Origin of the sequence: Shewanella maritima, from assembly GCF_043643735.1 — a bacterium.
Lineage (GTDB): Bacteria > Pseudomonadota > Gammaproteobacteria > Enterobacterales > Shewanellaceae > Shewanella > Shewanella maritima_A.
The window spans coordinates 24,036-43,080 of record NZ_JBHZSM010000003.1; the positions used below are offsets into that span (position 1 = coordinate 24,036).

Genomic DNA, 19,045 nt, shown 5'->3' on the forward strand with positions numbered 1-19,045 from the left:
TTATTAGCTTATTGTTTTATTATTGCCGTGGACATGTTTAAAATGTTTTGCACATTTTGAATGACTGATTGTGACATAAATTAGAGCTGGGTTAAATTAATTTTAATCTCTCGATATCAGTCAGTCTAAGCATTGAAGTAACGATGCAATAACAATGTTGTCATTGTCTTAACGGTTAAGTGAGTAAAGGACATTTGATGCTTGTGTGATTAAGTAAGTTAACTCGAAGTAATTGTGAAGCTTTTTAGCGAGGGTCACAGTACGGGATGATGAATGGATTATGCGCTATTCATTAATTCAATTAGTAAACAAGTCGTTTGTATTTTATGCATTTTTGGTGGGGCAATAGGTTATTCAAAGAAGAAATTCTTTGGTAATACAATGATGTTGTTGGCAGTGATCAAGTAAAGATTTAGCGGTCAGTTCAGGCACACTGAGCACTTGAGTATAACAATTATCTTGCTGAACTCGACGTAAAAGTAAGTCAAAATCTCCATCGCCTGAGAGCAACAGGATGTTATCTACTTTTTCTGCTGTATCCATAATGTCGATGGTAATGCCAACATCCCAATCCCCTTTTGCAGAACCGTCACTGCGTTGAATATAAGGTTTGGTTTTGACTTCAAACCCCATGTGGCGCAATGCATCTTGGAATTTTGTTTGGCCATCGTCTTTTGGGGCGATTGCATAGGCGGTAGCGGAAACCAATTGATATTGTGAGCTGAACTGCTTAAGAAAATAGCGATAGTTGAAACTTCTGCCGAATGCCTGCCTACAGGTGTAGTAAATGTTTTGTACATCAACAAATATAGCTAATGTTTGCATACTCTTTCTCGTGTTATCTAGCACTGCTATTGTTGTTTTCGAACATAAAGTCAGCCTTTCGCATGGTTTTTCTTGATTAACTTAATGTTACTTCTCTAGCGATTGGTTAGTAAATTCGATAATTTACTTCTGAGTTGTAGGCTTGATGCCCATGAAATACTCTTCAGCTCTAACCGTCACAACTTTCTCTGTGCTGTCATCTTACTTAACAGCGGTTTGATCAGCAAATAAAGTGTACATAGTCTTTATCTGCTTTTGGCTCTGGGGCTATTTCTTCTTCGGTTGGCTACTTCTACACGGTTTATTATTTGGCCTTGTGCGGTTCATTAATGCGCTGGTATTCAGTCAGCGCTTGCGTTTTGTCACGCTCTAATACTTCAACGTCTTGGCGATCTTGCACTTCTAATGAGTTGATATTATGCACCGCATCTTCAATATTGCGCTATATCGGCAGCATATTTTGTTGGGCAAAGCATAGAAAAACAGAGGCTAAATCGCCTCTGTTTTTGGTAGTAAGATGTTGCTATTTGGTCATACGCTTATATTTAAGCTTATGTGGCTCAACCACATCAGCGCCATAAGTGTCTTTTAACCAAGTTGAGTACTCAGTGTAGTTACCTTCATAGAAGTTAACTTTACCTTCGTCACGGTAATCAAGGATATGAGTCGCGATTCTATCTAAGAACCAACGGTCATGCGAGATCACCATGGCACAGCCTGGGAACTCCAATAAGGCCTCTTCTAACGCGCGTAAGGTTTCAACATCTAAGTCATTTGTTGGCTCATCGAGAAGTAATACGTTACCGCCAGCTTGTAATAATTTGGCTAAATGCACACGGTTACGTTCACCACCAGATAAAGTGCCGATGATTTTTTGTTGATCACCACCACGGAAGTTAAAGCGACCAACATAGGCGCGGCTTGCTACATCCGTATTGTTGATACGCATGATATCTTGACCACCTGAAATTTCTTCCCAAATTGTATTCTTATCATTCATTGAGTCACGGAACTGCTCAACTGATGCAATTTGCACTGAATCACCCACTTCAATACTACCGCTATCAGGCTGTTCATCACCGGATATCATTCTAAATAAGGTAGATTTACCCGCGCCGTTTGCACCTATGATGCCGACGATAGCGCCTTTAGGCACAGTGAATGTAAGATCATCAATCAATACGCGGTCGCCGTATGATTTAGTCAAGTTGGTGACTTCAATGACTTTGTCACCTAAACGAGGTCCTGGTGGAATGAATAGCTCATTGGTCTCATTACGCTTTTGGTAATCGTTAGTGTTTAGTTCTTCAAAACGCGCCATACGCGCCTTGCCTTTCGATTGACGACCCTTAGCGCCAGAGCGAACCCATTCTAATTCTTTAGCAATGGTTTTTTGCTTGGCACTTTCTGTGGCGGCTTCTTGTTTTAGGCGGTTATCTTTCTGTTCAAGCCAAGAAGAATAGTTACCTTCCCACGGAATACCTTCACCACGGTCAAGTTCTAGAATCCAACCTGCGGCATTATCGAGGAAGTACCTATCATGGGTAATCGCAACAACAGTGCCGTTGTATTCTTGTAGGAAGTTCTCAAGCCAAGCGACAGACTCTGCGTCCAAGTGGTTGGTGGGTTCATCAAGTAACAGCATTTCTGGCTTTTCTAGCAATAAGCGACAAATAGCCACACGGCGACGCTCACCACCTGATAGCACCTCAATTTTTTCATCCCAATCAGGTAGACGCAGGGCGTTGGCAGCTCTATCAAGAATCGTATCTAAGTTATGCGCATCAGTGGCTTGGATAATCGCTTCCAGCTCACCTTGCTCTTTGGCTAGCGCATCAAAATCTGCATCAGGCTCAGCATATAAGGCATAAACCTCATCTAAACGGGTAAGAGCATTTTTAGCTTCGCTGACCGCTTCTTCAATGGCTTCTCTTACCGTTTGCGACTCATCAAGTTTTGGCTCTTGCGGTAGGTAACCAATCTTAAGCCCTGGCATCGGGCGCGCTTCACCTTCAATTTCAGTATCTAAGCCTGCCATAATTTTAAGCAGTGTAGATTTACCTGAACCATTAAGACCTAGGACACCAATTTTGGCGCCTGGGAAAAAGCTAAGTGAAATGTCTTTAAGAATTTGCTTTTTGGGCGGAACAATTTTTCCGACACGTAGCATGCTATAAACGAATTGAGCCATGAGGTCAGTGCTTCCTTTGAACTATGTTGCAGCTAATTCTACGCAATTAACCGTCTAACTCAACTGTTAGCGCGGCTTGTGCTGCAGTTTTACTCAATTACATGATGGCGATACAGGGTGTAATAGGCTTTGGTTCAGGTGAAACACTACCTGATATTTGCAATCGTTTTGAAAATAGAACACAGATAATTTCATGTTAATTGGGCTGTGAATCACATTCGTTGCAGAGTAGAATACCGCGCAACCCTACTATATTAATACATGTGATGGAGTCACCATGCTGAAAAAAGCGATGAACATTGCCGATTATGATCCACAGTTATTCAAAGCCATTGAAGATGAGACGCTTCGTCAAGAAGAGCACATCGAATTAATCGCTTCAGAAAACTACACCAGCCCACGTGTGATGGAAGCTCAAGGTTCTCAGCTTACTAATAAGTACGCAGAAGGTTACCCTGGTAAGCGTTACTATGGTGGTTGTGAGTATGTTGATACTGTTGAAACACTTGCAATCGATCGCGTAAAAGAGCTATTTGGTGCAACGTACGCTAACGTACAACCTCACTCAGGCTCACAAGCTAACAGTGCTGTTTTCATGGCACTACTTCAGCCAGGTGACACTGTATTAGGTATGAACCTAGCCCACGGTGGTCACTTAACACACGGCTCACCAGTAAACTTTTCTGGTAAGTTATATAACATCATTCCTTATGGGATTGATGAGTCAGGTAAAATTGACTATGACGAAATGGAGCAGTTAGCGCTAGAGCACAAGCCTAAAATGATGATTGGTGGGTTCTCTGCTTATTCTGGTATTGTCGATTGGGCAAGAATGCGTGAAATTGCTGACAAAATTGGGGCTTACCTTTTTGTTGATATGGCGCATGTTGCTGGTTTGATTGCTGCAGGTGTTTACCCAACGCCAGTACCACACGCACACGTTGTGACATCTACAACGCATAAAACATTAGCGGGTCCTCGCGGTGGTATTATCATCTCTGCTGCAGACGATGAAGCGTTATACAAAAAGCTAAACTCTGCTGTATTCCCAGGTGGCCAAGGTGGCCCATTGATGCATGTCATTGCAGGTAAAGCGGTTGCCTTTAAAGAAGCATTAGAGCCAGAATTTAAGGTTTACCAACAGCAAGTTGTAAATAACGCAAAAGCGATGGTTGAAGTCTTCCTCGAGCGCGGTTATAAAATCGTTTCTGGCGGTACTGAAAATCACCTAATGCTAGTTGATCTGATTGGCCGTGGTCTTACTGGTAAAGAAGCCGATGCTGCACTAGGTAGCGCTAACATTACTGTGAATAAAAACTCAGTACCTAATGACCCTCAATCTCCATTCGTGACTTCTGGTATTCGTATCGGTTCGCCAGCGATTACTCGTCGCGGCTTCAAAGAAGCAGAATGTAAGCAACTGACTGCATGGATTTGTGACATTCTTGATGATGCGCAAAATCAAGATGTGATTGACCGTGTGAAAGCACAAGTACTTGAGCTTTGCGCTAAGTACCCAGTTTACGCTTAATCAAATTGGCAAAGGCCACTCTGAGTTTTTAGGGTTTTGGCTTAACCAACTGCTATAAATGAGATAAACTTCTATGGCCGCTACTGTTAGCGGCCATTTGTTTTTCTGCAGGAGGCACAATGCATTGCCCTTTTTGTAGCGCGACCGACACCAAAGTTATCGATTCCCGTTTAGTGGCTGACGGCCACCAAGTAAGACGCCGCCGTGAATGTATGGAGTGCCATGAGCGCTTTACTACTTTTGAAGGGGCTGAGCTAGTCATGCCGCGTGTGATTAAACAAGATGGCACACGCCAACCATTTGATGAAGACAAACTACGCGGCGGTATGTTGCGAGCAGTAGAGAAACGCCCTGTATCCATTGATCAGATTGAGCAAGCTCTCAGTAAAATCAAATCCTTCCTAAGGGCGACCGGTGAGAGAGAGATCAATTCTGAGATGATCGGAAATTTGATGATGGAGCAACTTATGGGATTAGATAAAGTGGCTTATATACGCTTTGCTTCCGTTTACCGCGCTTTTGAAGATGTGTCTGAATTTGGCGAAGCGATTGCTAGCTTACAAACCGATAAATCATCGAAAGAAAAATAAGTTAACAGAAATTGAACGATATCATTGCTAAGTCCTGCAATGACAGCCACTTTTGCACACTGTGAATAGGAATATCATGGCTAATTGGTCCCTTGTTGATCGCAAAATGATGACGCTTGCATTGCAACTAGCCGAAAAAGGGCGTTACACCACGCGCCCCAACCCTCGTGTTGGCTGTGTAATCACTAAAGATGATGAAGTGATCGCTCAAGGTTATCATCAACGGGCAGGGCAAGGTCACGCTGAAGCCAATGCGTTAACATCATTGAAAGAAGCTGGTATTTCGGCAGAGGGTGCAACAGCCTATGTGACTTTAGAGCCTTGCAGTCATTATGGTCGGACTCCTCCCTGCGCAGAAGGGTTAATTAATGCCAAAGTAGCCAGAGTTGTGGTGGCGGTGCTAGATCCTAACCCACTGGTTGCAGGCCGCGGCGTTAACTTATTACGCGATGCGGGTATCACTGTTGATGTTGGTTTATATGAAGCACAAGCTTTCACATTAAACCGTGGTTTTATGAAGCGGATGCAGCATAACTTGCCTTGGGTAACTCTGAAGGTTGCAAGTAGCCTTGATGGTAAAACCGCACTGGCTAACGGTGAGTCGAAATGGATTACTGGGCCAATGGCCCGTCAAGATGTGCAGCGGCTCAGGGCACAATCGTGTGCGTTAATCTCCGGTAGTAATACTGTATTGATTGATAACCCCACTCTTAATGTTCGCTATAGTGAGCTTGGCAGTGTTTGTGAACAATTAACTGAGACTGAAACTCATCAACCGATAAGGGTGATTTTAGATACTCATGCTAAACTTCGCCCAGATTTGAAACTGTTCCAGAGTCAGTCTCACATTATCTTAGTGTCAGCGGCTCCTTATACTGATGAAGTTAAACAGGCATTTCCAGACTACGTTACGTGTTTGGATGGTGAATTAGATGAGCTTGGTCGCATAAAATTAGCGCCAGTTCTAGTACATTTAGCCAACCACTATCAGTGTAACTCTGTACTCGTTGAGGCGGGGGCAACATTATGTGGCAGTTTTGTTGATACTAAACTTGCTGATGATTTAGTGCTATATCAGGCACCTAAAATTCTAGGTAGTGCCGGTCGCAACATGCTTAATTTACCTAATTACACTGCGATGACTGACGTGCCGAGTATGCAATTGGTAGATGAACGTAATATCGGCGACGATAAACGATACATAATTGAATTCTAATTTCCTGCCCATATAGCAGGTACAACATTGAAAAGTGAGTGTTATGTTTACAGGGATCATCGAAGCCCTAGGTGAAATCACCAAACTGCAGCGTCAGGCCGATGATATTCGTCTGACAGTGAATAGCGGTAAATTAGATTTATCAGATGTGAAGCTAGGTGACAGCATTGCAACCAATGGTGTTTGCTTAACTGTGGTTGAGTGTCTTGCAACTGGTTATGTAGCTGATGTGTCGGCTGAAACGGTAGCGCTAACCTGTTTTGCTAACTATCAGGTTGGTCAATCCGTCAATCTAGAAAAAGCAGTGACAGCAAATACACGTTTAGGTGGCCACATGGTCAGTGGGCATGTGGACGGCATTGCGACGATTGATGAGCGCGTGATGCGTGGCCAAGCCATTGAGTTTTGGTTGAGTGCACCGCAATCTCTAGCCCGATACATCGCTCATAAAGGCTCAATTACCATCGATGGTGTTAGCTTAACGGTTAATGAAGTCAAAGGTGCACAGTTTAGACTAACCATTGTGCCGCACACCGCAGCAGAAACAACATTAGTTAACATGCAAGCGGGTGACAAAGTGAACATTGAAGTGGATTTAATCGCCCGCTATTTGGAGCGTTTGGTGGACCCAAGTGCCCAAGCGACACAAAATGAATCAGGTGTCACCATGGAATTACTCGCTAAAAGCGGGTTCATGGGTTAAACATATATCAATAATAACTCTACAAGAAAGACGATCAAAAGGTCCTAACATGGCGTTACACAGCATAGAAGAAATCATCGAAGATATCCGTCAAGGTAAAATGGTTATTTTGATGGATGATGAAGACAGAGAGAACGAAGGCGATTTGATCATGGCGGCTGAGTGTGTCACGCCTGAAGCTATCAACTTTATGGCTACCTATGGCCGTGGTCTTATTTGTCAAACCATGACTAAAGAGCGTTGCCAGCAGCTTAATTTACCTTTGATGGTGACTAACAATAATGCGCAGTTCACTACTAACTTTACTGTGTCAATTGAAGCCGCTCAGGGCGTAACCACAGGTATTTCTGCCCATGATCGCGCTGTGACAGTACAAGCTGCAGTTGCTAAAGAGGCAAAAGCCGCGGATTTGGTACAGCCTGGTCATATCTTCCCTTTAATGGCGCAAGATGGCGGTGTGTTAATTCGTGCGGGTCATACTGAAGCAGGTTGTGATTTAGCGAGACTTGCTGGGTTTGAGCCATCAGGGGTGATTGTTGAAATTTTAAACGATGACGGCACAATGGCCCGTTACCCAGATCTTGAAGTTTTCAGTAAAAAGCATGATATCAAGATGGGCACCATTGCTGATCTAATTGAATATCGTAATAACAAAGAAACCACGGTAGTGCGTGAAGCGCAGTGTCAGTTGCCAACACGATTTGGTGAATTTGAAATGGTGACCTTTAGAGACACTATTGATAACCAGTTACACTTTGCTTTAGTCAAAGGCGAGGTATCTGACAATTGTTTAGTGCGGGTGCACTTGCAAAATACCTTCAATGACTTGTTACATTCTGAGCGTGATCAAAAGCGCAGCTGGCCATTAGAAAATGCAATGGAGCGTATTGCTAACGAAGGTGGCGTGTTGGTGTTATTGGGTAATCAAGAACACACCAGCGACATTTTGGCCAAAGTAAAATCATTTGAAGCTGAAGATAAAGGCGAAGCACCGGCATCAGCACCTTGGGAAGGTACTTCTCGCCGTGTAGGTGTAGGGTCACAAATCCTATCTAGCCTTGGTGTGAGCAAAATGCGTTTATTAAGCACGCCGAAGCAATATCACTCTTTGTCTGGTTTTGGATTAGAAGTGACTGAGTACGTAGGTGAGTAGTCACCGCGACTCAATTTAACATTTTCATTAATTGCATGGAGCTTGAAGCGACAGGCTGTGATATCATACCGCCTCTTTCGCCCAGGCTGGGTGCTTTAGCTAAATTAGGTAAGATAAAATGAACGTAGTTCAAGGTAATATCGAAGCGAAAAATGCCAAAGTGGCGATCGTAGTATCGCGTTTCAACAGTTTTGTTGTTGAGAGTCTGCTTGAAGGCGCAATTGATACATTAAAACGTTTTGGTCAGGTAGCTGATGACAACATTACCGTTGTGCGTGTACCTGGCGCAGTTGAATTACCGTTAGCAGCACGTCGTGTCGCTGCAAGTGGCAAGTTTGACGGCATTATCTCACTTGGCGCAGTTATCAGAGGTGGTACACCACATTTTGATATGGTTGCAGGTGAGTGTAATAAGGGCCTTGCTCAAGTTGCACTTGAGTATGATATCCCTGTTTCATTTGGTGTATTAACCACAGATACCATTGAGCAAGCTATTGAGCGCTCTGGTACTAAAGCAGGTAACAAAGGTGGTGAAGCTGCCCTTGGTCTACTTGAAATGGTTAATGTACTGCAAGAGTTAGAACAACAGTTGGTATAGTAGGAAATTTAATGAAGCCTTCAGAGCGCCGCAAGGCACGCCGTTTAGCCGTTCAAGCTATCTATTCATGGCAACTAAGCCAAAATAATGTTGCAGATGTTGAGCATGAGTTTTTAACTGAACAAAAAACTGATGGCGTTGATATTGCTTACTTTAGAGAATTGCTCGCTGGTGTCGCATCAAAAACAGATCAAATTGACGCGCTAATTAAGCCGCACCTTGATCGTGATTTTGATGATGTATCACCTGTTGAGAAAGCCATCGTACGCCTCGCTGCTTACGAACTGACTTTCCGCAAAGATGTGCCATTTAAGGTAGCAATCAATGAGGGTATTGAACTTGCTAAAGCCTTTGGTGCTGACGATAGTCATAAGTTTGTAAATGGGCTACTTGATAAGCTAGTTAAGTAATCAGTCTCGTGGTAAAACGGTATCTTCGGATACCGTTTTTCATTTCTAATCAATATGCTTTTTCTAACAGAGTAGGTTAGTGGGTAACTGCTAAAAAGATTGTGAAAGAATTTCAACTGATTGAAAAGTATTTTCGTGAGCAAGGACTCAAGCGCAAAGATGTCGAACTGAGTATTGGCGATGACTGCGCATTAGTACAGCCTGCCGAGAATAAATCCATCGCGATTTCTTGTGATACCTTGGTAGAAAATGTTCACTTTTTACCTTCCATACCTCCCCGTGCGCTTGGGTATAAATCGCTAGCCGTAAACTTATCTGATTTGGCATCAATGGGGGCGGAACCTGCGTGGATGACCCTAGCCTTGACCATGCCTTCAGTTGATGAAAGCTGGTTAGCATCATTTAGCCAAGGTTTATTTGAAGCTGCAGAATACTATGGTGTTTCGCTGATTGGTGGCGACACCACTCGTGGTCCGTTGTCAATCAATATTACTATTCACGGGCAAGTACCTACAGGGAAAGCTTTGAAACGCAGCGGTGCACAAAATGGTGATTGGATTTACGTTACTGGCACATTGGGTGACTCTGCACTTGGGTTAGATATTTTACGCGGAAATGTGTCAGTGAGTGCTGAGCATGAAGGCTACCTTATTAATCGTCACTATAACCCGACACCTAGAGTCCTTGCTGGACAAGCGCTACGTACCCTGGCGACAAGTGCGATTGATCTTTCTGATGGTTTAGTCTCTGATATTCAACATATTTTAAAAGCGTCTGATGTAGGGGCCAATATTGAGGTTGATGCGATTCCTATGTCACCTTCATTACTAGAAAGCGTTTCACCGCAAGAAGCACTGGGTTATGCACTCACTGGTGGTGAAGATTATGAACTACTATTTACAGTACCAGAATCTCAGCGTGGTGCCATTGATACAGCGTTGATCCATGCTGGGGTTAAGTTTGTTAAAATTGGCCAAATTTGTCCTGGTAATAAATTAAAATTAACTCTTAAAGGTGAGCCGTTTGAGCCCACTTTTTATGGCTTTGAGCATTTCTAATGAAACTTCTTTCTGACGATCCTGCGGTTAAACGTCTCAGCTTATCTAATCCTATCCACTTTCTTGCATTAGGTTTTGGCAGTGGCTTGGCAGCAAAAGCACCGGGTACGTTTGGTACGGTTGCGGCCATTCCGGTATTTTTATTATTAGCACAATTGTCATTACCTATGTATTTACTGGCAACGTTTATCAGTATCGTTATCGGTATCTATATTTGTGATAAAGCTGCTAAAGATATGCAAGTACATGATCATGGTGCGATTGTTTGGGATGAAGTGGCAGGGTTATTAATAACGTTGATTGCTGTGCCTGCTGGCTGGCAGTGGCTATTGCTGGGTTTTGTGCTATTTCGCTTTTTTGACATTCTCAAACCGTGGCCGATTAAGTGGCTCGATGCCAAAGTCCATGGTGGCTTTGGAATTATGATAGATGATGTGCTCGCCGGTATATTCGCTTTGGGCTGTCTGCAAGCCATTGCCTATTTCTGGTAGTTTTTAAGTGGTTAATAAAAAAGTCAGCTTATGCTGACTTTTTTTGTCTCTACGATAATGAGCTTTATTTAGTTGAATAACGCCAATCGCGCTTGCTCAAGTTCATTGTTTGTTTCAACAATTTGCGAATAATAGTTGGGACGATTGAGGCAATTGAAGATCTTTCCAACGGGATTAAAACGCATTGCCCATAGTTTCTCTACAGGTGGGAGGTGACACATAGCTTGACTGTCATTATTAATCTTATCCGTTGTACCATTGAGGTAATGTGTTACTTCTACAGAGAATTGGGCTCTGGTGTTGTCGCTACTTTGCGGCTGAAGAAAATAGCTAAACAATGCATCGCTATAGCTAGATAATGAGCTTATTTCAAATTCTTGTTGGGTTAATTGTGCAAATGTTTGGTGGCTGAATAACCACTCACCGGCGAGTAGCGTATGGTAATTTGATTGTTCATATGACAATGATTGTTGGTAGATGTGGGCAAGTTTAACGGTTTCATTCTGTGATGCGCGGCTTTCTAATAATTGCTGGTACCATTGACGCGTCAGCTGGATATTGGTTTCGAGCATGCCTGCAGCGAACATGTTGCTGTATAAATCCTGCGGATGACGGTAAACATTAGCATAAAGCTGATAATCGTCGGCTAGGAAGTCCAGTATTTCGATGGCGATATTATTTGCTTTATGCTCCGTTTCAGCCCCTCCAACCTCACTTTCCTCCGTTGCATTTAACAGGGTATACAAGAATGCTAGTTGGCTCGCTTTGCCTAGATACTTGTAATTCAAAGACTGTCTTGGCGCATCGAGTTCAGTAGATTGTTGCCACAAGGATAATGTTTGTAGCTGCTGATAAGATTCAATCATCTGCTGCTGAGCAGCAAGTAACGATTGTGCAGCAGTGTGATTATCTTTGATAAACTGCTGACAGTGACTAATATCTTGCTGAATACACGCTTGTTCAAATTCATCCAGTAAACTTATCTCTTCAGTGGATAAGTTGAAATGGCCTTGGACAGCATGGCTGTCATTAAAGATGTCATCATTAGTGCCAACGAGTGTTAAGGCATGTTGAAAGGCATTTTCTTGCTCAGCAATATTGCGCTTATCTAACCAGCTGATGACCGTTTTTGTGTGATTAGATTTTGCCTCATCATTGAAGTTGATTGCAAAGATGTACACAGTAAAGAGGCCAATAATGGTGAAGATTAGCGTAAATAGGGCACCGAAAAACTTAACTATGGCAGACATATATATTGAATGTGGTGAGTGTTGCTGGCTAATTTAACAATAAAGTGGCAGTGAGTACATTAGCTATAACCATTATTGAGGCATAGCTTAACTTCTACTGCCATTGTATGTTATTGCAGTAACTCTTTGGCGTTAGCTAAGGTGTTCTCTGTAATAATATCCCCACCGAGTAACCTTGCAAGCTCATTTACCCGTTGTTGCTTATTTAATGGTGTCATTTTGGTTTCAGTCTGGCCACCTTTATTAAATTTATTGACGAACATATGCTGGTGGCCATTACCGGCAACTTGCGGTAAATGAGTGACACAAAATACTTGAGTAGATTCGCCTAAACTGCGCAACATCTTACCTACTACCGCAGCGGTCGGCCCCGATATACCTACATCTACTTCATCAAAAATTAAGGTGGGTGTTGACACTTTTTTGGCTGTGATAACTTGGATACCAAGACCTATGCGTGACAGCTCGCCTCCCGATGCAACTTTGGCGATAGCTTGCAAAGGTAGCCCTGGGTTAGTGGTAACTAAAAACTCAACTTTATCAGCACCGTTAATACTCAACTGATCTGGGTTATGGTTCACCTCAATCATGAATTTGCCTTTAGGCATATTCAATTGCTGGATTGATTGAGTCACCAGTTTATTGAGCTCTTTGGCATATCGCGTGCGGCTTTGGTTAAGCTTTTGAGCTTGCTGTTGATAAGCTTCACGACTTTGTTGCAGTTGCGCTTTAGCTTCATCCAGTTTTTCTTCATCTGCACTCAAATCGGCAAGTTCAACTTGCAGTGTCTGATGGTAATTTGCTAATTCATCAGCAGGAACGTGGTGTTTGCGGGCAAGTTGCATAGCAGTAGATAACCGGTTTTCGAGGTATTGAAAGTGTTGAGGATCGAGCTCAATACTGGAAACATAAGCTTCTATTTCGGCGCTACTTTCTTGTACTTGGATTAATGCTTGATTGAGCATCTCAGAGACTGAAGTTAAGTTAGGATCAATCTCAGCAAGTTTATCGGTCATTGACATGCTATGTACCAATAAACTATTGATATTAGCCTGCTCATTTTCATTGAGTATATTAAGAGTGTGTTGGCAAGTTTCAATCAGTTCACTGCCATTGGCTAAGCGTTTATGTTCCTGCTCTATTTCAGTGAACTCATCTAACCCCAGGGCAAACTCATCTAATTCTTCAACCTGATATTGTAATAGCTGCTTTCTCGCTATGCGTTCTTGCTGGGCGTGCTCTAGTTCTGCGAGTGTTTGCTCTGCTATCTTGGTTCGTTGATATGCGTTTTGCACGCCATCGAGCAGCATTTTATGGTTTGCGTATGCATCAAGTAGGGTAAGCTGGTGCTCGCTTTTTAGCATGGCGTGATGAGCATGTTGGCCATGAATACCCACTAATAATTGCCCTAAAGACTTTAATTGGCTAACGGGGACAGGATTACCATTAATATAAGCTCTTGAGCGGCCATCAGCATTGATGGTGCGCCGTAAGATACAGTCATGATCCATATCTAGATCATTATCTTCTAACCAACGCTTGGCTAAAGGCACATCTTCTAGAGAAAAACTGGCACTTAGCTCAGCTTTAGTTGCACCTGGGCGTAATGAATTGGCATCTGTACGGTTACCTAAACATAAACCTAGCGCGTCAATGGCAATGGATTTACCTGCACCAGTTTCACCAGTGATGCTGGTCATGCCCGCTTTAAAATCGAGCTCTAAGAAACGTACAATTGCAAAATTATTAATGCTGAGTTGGCAAAGCATAGTGATGTCCTGTCTTAAATTTACTCAACCACTGTATTGATAAACAGTATATACTGATTTTATATACAGTAAAGTTTTTGCAGGTAATTTGTACTAATTTATTAAGATTTATATTTAACCATCTGATTTAAAAGGCTTTATATGTTGTTTTGATAGTTGCTGAATATGTGCGAGGTTTCGCGAGGAGTGATATTACTATTAGTAAGTCGCCGGCCGATTGCTAAATTATTATTGTGTAGTGATTATCTGTAGGATGGCGTTGAAAGATTAATGACTAGAACGAGGCTGAAATATCTCAGTGGCTCGTCCTAGTTTAACGCCTGGTGTGTGATGACGTGAGATATTAGCTAATATCTGTATGATTCAGCGTTAATCTAAACTAATCCCTATGTTAGACACACCGGATTCTATGATCTCTTTTCTTAGTCCTTGAACTAAAGCTTTTGACACGTTTTTTTCTGATTCAATAGCATCGAGTAATATATTTTGCATCTCTTTTTCTTGTTCCATGAAAGGGTGAGCAAAAACATATTCATCGAGGGCTTCGTCAGTCAGAGATTCATCGCTGAGTGCTTCAATATAATGTGCAACGGTGCTTGAAGATAATTTACTAATGTTAGTGATGTCATCTTCTGCTTTGCCTTGAATCGCATTAAGCAAGGTTGATACCGCTACTGCAGCATCCATTGCTGGATATGCACCATAGGCTTCAAACTCTGCTGGCTCTGGTGTGATTTCTTCAATTCTTTGCAAATGAACATCGGTATTAAACTTGAGCTTATTGTCATATTGGCTCTGCCATAATAATTCCATGGCCGTTTGTAAAACCTGCGGATTACCATATTCACATACTTCAGAAAAAAGCTGGTAGTTAGGTAACATTCGCTGACATAAAGCGGTTGCAAATAATTGCTTTTGGGAAAAAGACAGCGCTTTTAGTCGTTTGAAAAATCCACTTTTGTTACTCATTGGGTATATCCACTGATAATTGGTTGATAACTTGCTTAGCTGCGGATTCTACCTTAGTTAGTTCATCAAGTAACTCAAGTATTTCCGGCTCTATGTCATTAATCGAGGTTTGACGCTTTAGTGCCGTTTCAATCTGCTGGCAGAGCTTTTGCGTTCGAGGTACACCGCTATAGCAACTGGCTCCATGCAGTTTATGTACAACCTGTTGTAACACTTCAGCTTTTTCATCAGCTAATGCCGTCTCAATGTTGATGACAGTTTCTGGAATTGAGTCGAGCAGCATTTTAAGCATATCAAAGGCTAAATCAGGCTTTTGATTGGCTTGAGATAAACATAATTCCCAATTTAAAGTGTGCACATCAAAATGGGTAAATTGCGGCGAAGCTACCCACTTATCAATCACGACCTTCAACGATGTTTCGTCGATGGGTTTAGGTAAGAAACCATCCATACCACTTTGTAAAATATTTTCACGCTCTTCAGCAATAGCATGGGCGGTCACGGCAATAATGGGCGTATTACGGTTTAGAGAGTTTTCGCGGATTAATGTAGTTGCAGTTAGCCCGTCAGTACCAGGCATTTGAATATCCATAAAGATAATATCAAATACTTGCTCACGGGCCAGTTCTACTGCTTTATCACCATTATTGGCTGTGACAACATTAATCACTAACTCTTGCAGTAGAGTATCAATCAGTTTTAAGTTTGCTTGATTATCATCAACTGCTAACACACTCACATTGAGTTTATCTGCCATGGTTTCCACCACAGGCTTTTCTTTCAGCATTGATGGTGTTGGTGGATAGATCATTTGCCTTGCGAGTGTGTAATCACTGACAGGCGACTTAAGCAATACATCTGTATTAGGCTTAAGTACATCTACGATCATTTGTTCATTATGGGTTTCATGCAAAACGACCAAGCAGTTTGTATGCTGCTTTGCGTGAGTTAAACAATGTTGGATATCTGTAGCTTGCTCAAAGGATTTACAGCTGAGCATGATGTAATCGAAAAACAGATTATCGTTTTCTAATGTGCTTTCAAAATGGTCTAACTGCCCTACGCTGGTGAGCGACATTCCCCATGCTTCAAATAAGCGATTATAGTTGTCGCGGCTTTGCTCTCTTGGTTCAAACAACAACACGGTCTTATGTCGTAATACATCCATCGGCAAAGCTTCACCAATTTGGAATTGGCTTATTTCAAGCGGTAAGATAAACCAGAAATTAGAACCTTGGTTAGGCGCAGATGTAAAACCTATTTGGCCGCCCATTTGATTGATCAGCCTTTTAGTGATGACTAACCCAAGACCCGTGCCGCCAAAGCGTCTTGAAATAGATGAATCAGCTTGGCCAAATGCTTGGAATAAATATTCTTGCTGGCTTTCGTCAATACCAATACCAGTATCGATAATCTCACATCGAAGCGTGACAGATTCATTTTCTATGCTAGCTAGATGTATTTTTATACTAACACTGCCTTGATCAGTAAATTTAATCGCATTACCCACTAAGTTGGTAATGATTTGGCTTAAGCGCATTGGATCGCCGCTGACGCTTTCTGGCACGTTAGGGTCAATATCGATGATTAACTCCAGCCCTTTCTCTTGTGCGCTAGCAGCAATAATACTGACTGTTTCTGCAATGGTTTCTCGTAATGCAAATGGCATTTTCTCTAACACCATTTTACCGGCTTCAAGTTTCGAGAAATCTAGAATGTCATTGATGATCCCCAGTAAATTACTGGCACTTCGCTCAATGGTTTTGATGTAATCAAGCTGACTTGAGTGAAGCGGTGTTTTGATTAATTGTCTGGCAAAACCAATGACGCCGTTAAGTGGTGTGCGCAGTTCGTGGGACATGTTGGCTAAGAACTCAGATTTGATTCGGCTTGCTTCTAATGCGCGCTTTTTAGCTAAATCAAGCTCAACGTTCTGGATTTCAATTTGCTCCAACGTTTCCCGTAAGTCTGATGTTGCCTGATCAATGTTTTGTTGCATTTCATCGTGGTATTCAGACAAGGAGCCCGCCATGGCATTGATACCTCGCTTAAGTAAATCCAGTTCACCAATTAGATTGCCTTCGAGGCGGGAGTCCAACTTACCTTCACGAATTTTTGCTACTACACGTACCATTTCTGTAATGGGGTGGTTAACGTATTTGACGAGGCGGAAGGTGAAAAACAGATTAAATTGCACCCCAATTAATACAATAATAAAAGCCGCGATTGCAGCGCGATGCTGCGCCAACAGGGCATTTTCCTTATTAAGTAACACAGAAATATAGCCAAGCAATCGTTCATTTTGATGATTGATGATCGCTTTTGTCGGGGTAGTAATGGAGCTAGCGCTAGGAGATGCGTTGGTAAATAACCCTAGATCTGTGTTGGAGATAATGGGAACGCGCAATACCATTGAATCTTCAATGGTTTGATGCTCACTGTCTGCCAGATTTTGTAATGGCTGTTTATAGCGCATGTTTTCAAAATCTTTATGGTAGTGAGAGGTCACAAAAAGCTGGTTATTGGCATCGAAAATGGCGATTGAATGAATTAACGATGCATGATTGAGCTGAGCTGCGGCAAGTAAACGTTTGCTAGAATCTCTGTCTTGATTAACCACACCGAATTCACTGGCAATAGCCAAAGGTTCGGCAATACTTTGACCTTTAGCAATTAATGCGTCTTCCAACTCATAAAAACGGTTTATAGTGAAATAGCTACCGAGTAGAATACCCACCACAATCGTTGGCGCCAATGAGAGCACTAAAACCCAAGACCGAAGACTAAATTTGGTTAAGTTGTCAGTACTTTTCATGATTTCTATGGGTATTTCCGATGATATAACCTAAGTAAAGTCTAGACTGCCAGATTTTAAGCAGCTTTGACCAGTTTTTTATGTGATTTGAGGCAGATATGGCCAATTTTTATAAACCTAAAGCGAATAAATCAAAACAACTCTCTGCCAAAACACCATTAAGTATAACTCAGCTCGATCACATGGGGGCTGGCATTGGTGAGTATCTAGGGAAAGTCGTATTTGTGCCGGGCGCGTTAGCTGGTGAGCAAGTGACAGTGCAGCTGACCGAGCAAAAAAAGCGTTTCGCTAAGGCAAAACTACACAGTATTGATCACGCATCGGATGCACGAGTAAAGCCTATCTGCCAATATTATGAGCAGTGCGGTGGCTGTGATTTGCAGCATTTACAGGTTAATGAGCAAAGGCAACATAAACAGGCAGCCTTGATTAGCCTCATTGAAAAGCTATCTACATTAAAAACCATCGAGCCTAAGTTAATTGCACCAGCCCTTGTGGGGGAAGCCACGGCTTATCGCCGCCGAGCACGTTTGGCCACTTTGGTGAATAAGAAAAACCAACGTTTGCAATTAGGCTTCAGAGCTGCAAACAGCCATAGCATTGTACCGGTAAACACTTGTCCAATTTTAATGCCTGAACTCGCAGCATTGATTGAACCATTTTCAATGATGCTAAATCAGCTCAAGGGCAAGGCGAGTTTAGGTCATTTAGAATTAACTCATGCTGATAATGGTATTTTTGCAGTACTTAGGATCACTAAGTCGTTAGCTAACTCAGATATCAAATGGCTATTTAGCTTTGCGCAGAAGCAGCAAATTATATTGATTCTGCAAACTGAAAATGCGTTACGCCAAGTTTATCCTGAACTAAGTTCACTTGAACTAGTGACACTACCTTATTATGGTCTAAATAATGGCAGCCTTAGTTGTGAGTTTACCCCTGGCAATTTTGTACAAGTGAATGGCCAAATTAACCAAGCAATGGTGGCTCAAGCCGTTGACTGGTTAAACCCACAAGCGGATGAGCGCATCTTAGATTTATTTTGTGGCGTTGGTAATTTCAGTTTGGCTTTGGCAAGTTCGGGTGCGCAAGTGATTGGGGTTGAGGGTGTTGAATCAATGGTGGTTCAGGCCAAACACAATGCTGAGCAAAACCAGTTAGACAACTTAACTTTTTACCATGCCGATTTAAGTGCGGATTTGTCTGAGCAGCCTTGGTTAGGCCAGATTGATAAGATGTTGCTTGACCCAGCGAGAGCGGGCGCATATGAAAGTTTGCACTGGTTAGAAAAGTTGCAACCTAAACAAGTGGTTTATGTGTCATGTAATCCTGCTAGTCTGGCTCGAGATTGCAATGTGTTGTTTGAACAAGGGTATCAGCTAACAAAAATAAACATGATTGATATGTTTCCGCAAACGCATCATATAGAAGCAATGGCGATGTTCGAACTTATGCCTTAATTTAGTTATTAATTTT

General features: G+C 42.3%; 16 protein-coding genes. 10 read left to right on the forward strand and 6 right to left on the reverse strand.

Features of this window, described 5'->3' with window-relative positions; genetic code table 11:
* Positions 1–354: 354 nt before the first annotated feature.
* Together ACHUGF_RS04315 and ettA are read right to left on the reverse strand one after the other, a co-directional pair.
* On the reverse strand, positions 355–825 hold the full coding sequence (locus ACHUGF_RS04315; RefSeq protein WP_394129566.1) for a LabA-like NYN domain-containing protein: 471 nt from the start codon (positions 823–825) through the stop codon (positions 355–357).
* A gap of 523 nt (positions 826–1,348) precedes the next feature.
* On the reverse strand, positions 1,349–3,016 hold the full coding sequence (gene ettA, locus ACHUGF_RS04320; protein ID WP_394129567.1) for an energy-dependent translational throttle protein EttA: 1,668 nt from the start codon (positions 3,014–3,016) through the stop codon (positions 1,349–1,351).
* Between the two features lie 277 nt (positions 3,017–3,293).
* Here ettA and glyA point away from each other — a divergent pair, with 277 nt between their 5' ends.
* From glyA to ACHUGF_RS04365, 9 genes are all read left to right on the forward strand, one after another.
* Positions 3,294–4,547 carry a serine hydroxymethyltransferase gene (gene glyA, locus ACHUGF_RS04325; protein ID WP_394129568.1) on the forward strand — a complete coding sequence of 418 codons (1,254 nt, stop codon included), beginning with the start codon at positions 3,294–3,296 and terminating at the stop codon, positions 4,545–4,547.
* 119 nt (positions 4,548–4,666) lie between these two features.
* Entirely contained in the window at positions 4,667–5,137 is a 471-nt protein-coding gene (nrdR, locus tag ACHUGF_RS04330; RefSeq protein WP_394129569.1) for a transcriptional regulator NrdR, read from the forward strand.
* A 76-nt stretch (positions 5,138–5,213) separates the two neighbouring features.
* On the forward strand, positions 5,214–6,353 hold the full coding sequence (ribD, locus tag ACHUGF_RS04335) for a bifunctional diaminohydroxyphosphoribosylaminopyrimidine deaminase/5-amino-6-(5-phosphoribosylamino)uracil reductase RibD (protein WP_394129570.1): 1,140 nt from the start codon (positions 5,214–5,216) through the stop codon (positions 6,351–6,353).
* Between the two features lie 43 nt (positions 6,354–6,396).
* Positions 6,397–7,056 (forward strand): riboflavin synthase, encoded by a 660-nt coding sequence (locus ACHUGF_RS04340; RefSeq protein WP_394129571.1) that lies wholly within the window; start codon positions 6,397–6,399, stop codon positions 7,054–7,056.
* 49 nt (positions 7,057–7,105) lie between these two features.
* Complete coding sequence (ribBA, locus tag ACHUGF_RS04345) at positions 7,106–8,209, forward strand: bifunctional 3,4-dihydroxy-2-butanone-4-phosphate synthase/GTP cyclohydrolase II (protein ID WP_394129572.1); 1,104 nt, start codon at positions 7,106–7,108, stop codon at positions 8,207–8,209.
* Positions 8,210–8,327: 118 nt separating this feature from the next.
* The gene (gene ribH / locus ACHUGF_RS04350) at positions 8,328–8,807 is read left to right on the forward strand and encodes a 6,7-dimethyl-8-ribityllumazine synthase (protein WP_394129573.1); all 480 of its coding nucleotides are present in this window, start codon (positions 8,328–8,330) and stop codon (positions 8,805–8,807) included.
* An 11-nt stretch (positions 8,808–8,818) separates the two neighbouring features.
* Entirely contained in the window at positions 8,819–9,217 is a 399-nt protein-coding gene (gene nusB / locus ACHUGF_RS04355) for a transcription antitermination factor NusB (protein ID WP_394129574.1), read from the forward strand.
* Positions 9,218–9,318: 101 nt separating this feature from the next.
* Complete coding sequence (gene thiL, locus ACHUGF_RS04360) at positions 9,319–10,275, forward strand: thiamine-phosphate kinase (protein ID WP_394129575.1); 957 nt, start codon at positions 9,319–9,321, stop codon at positions 10,273–10,275.
* Entirely contained in the window at positions 10,275–10,766 is a 492-nt protein-coding gene (locus tag ACHUGF_RS04365) for a phosphatidylglycerophosphatase A (protein ID WP_394129576.1), read from the forward strand. Before thiL ends, ACHUGF_RS04365 begins: the two co-directional genes overlap by 1 nt.
* A 68-nt stretch (positions 10,767–10,834) precedes the next feature.
* Here ACHUGF_RS04365 and ACHUGF_RS04370 read toward each other — a convergent pair whose 3' ends face one another.
* The 4 genes from ACHUGF_RS04370 to barA all read right to left on the reverse strand — a co-directional run bounded on the left by ACHUGF_RS04370 (position 10,835) and on the right by barA (position 17,569).
* A complete protein-coding gene (locus tag ACHUGF_RS04370) occupies positions 10,835–12,016 on the reverse strand; it encodes a hypothetical protein (protein ID WP_394129577.1) in 1,182 nt (393 codons plus the stop codon).
* 110 nt (positions 12,017–12,126) lie between these two features.
* Positions 12,127–13,785 carry a DNA repair protein RecN gene (recN, locus tag ACHUGF_RS04375; RefSeq protein ID WP_394129578.1) on the reverse strand — a complete coding sequence of 553 codons (1,659 nt, stop codon included), beginning with the start codon at positions 13,783–13,785 and terminating at the stop codon, positions 12,127–12,129.
* A gap of 369 nt (positions 13,786–14,154) precedes the next feature.
* Entirely contained in the window at positions 14,155–14,754 is a 600-nt protein-coding gene (locus tag ACHUGF_RS04380; protein WP_394129579.1) for a YjaG family protein, read from the reverse strand.
* Positions 14,747–17,569 (reverse strand): two-component sensor histidine kinase BarA, encoded by a 2,823-nt coding sequence (gene barA, locus ACHUGF_RS04385; protein ID WP_394129580.1) that lies wholly within the window; start codon positions 17,567–17,569, stop codon positions 14,747–14,749. The genes ACHUGF_RS04380 and barA overlap by 8 nt, the downstream gene beginning before the upstream one ends.
* A 98-nt stretch (positions 17,570–17,667) precedes the next feature.
* Between barA and rlmD the strand changes: the two genes are divergently transcribed.
* A complete protein-coding gene (gene rlmD, locus ACHUGF_RS04390) occupies positions 17,668–19,029 on the forward strand; it encodes a 23S rRNA (uracil(1939)-C(5))-methyltransferase RlmD (RefSeq protein ID WP_394129581.1) in 1,362 nt (453 codons plus the stop codon).
* The last annotated feature ends 16 nt before the right edge of the window (positions 19,030–19,045 follow it).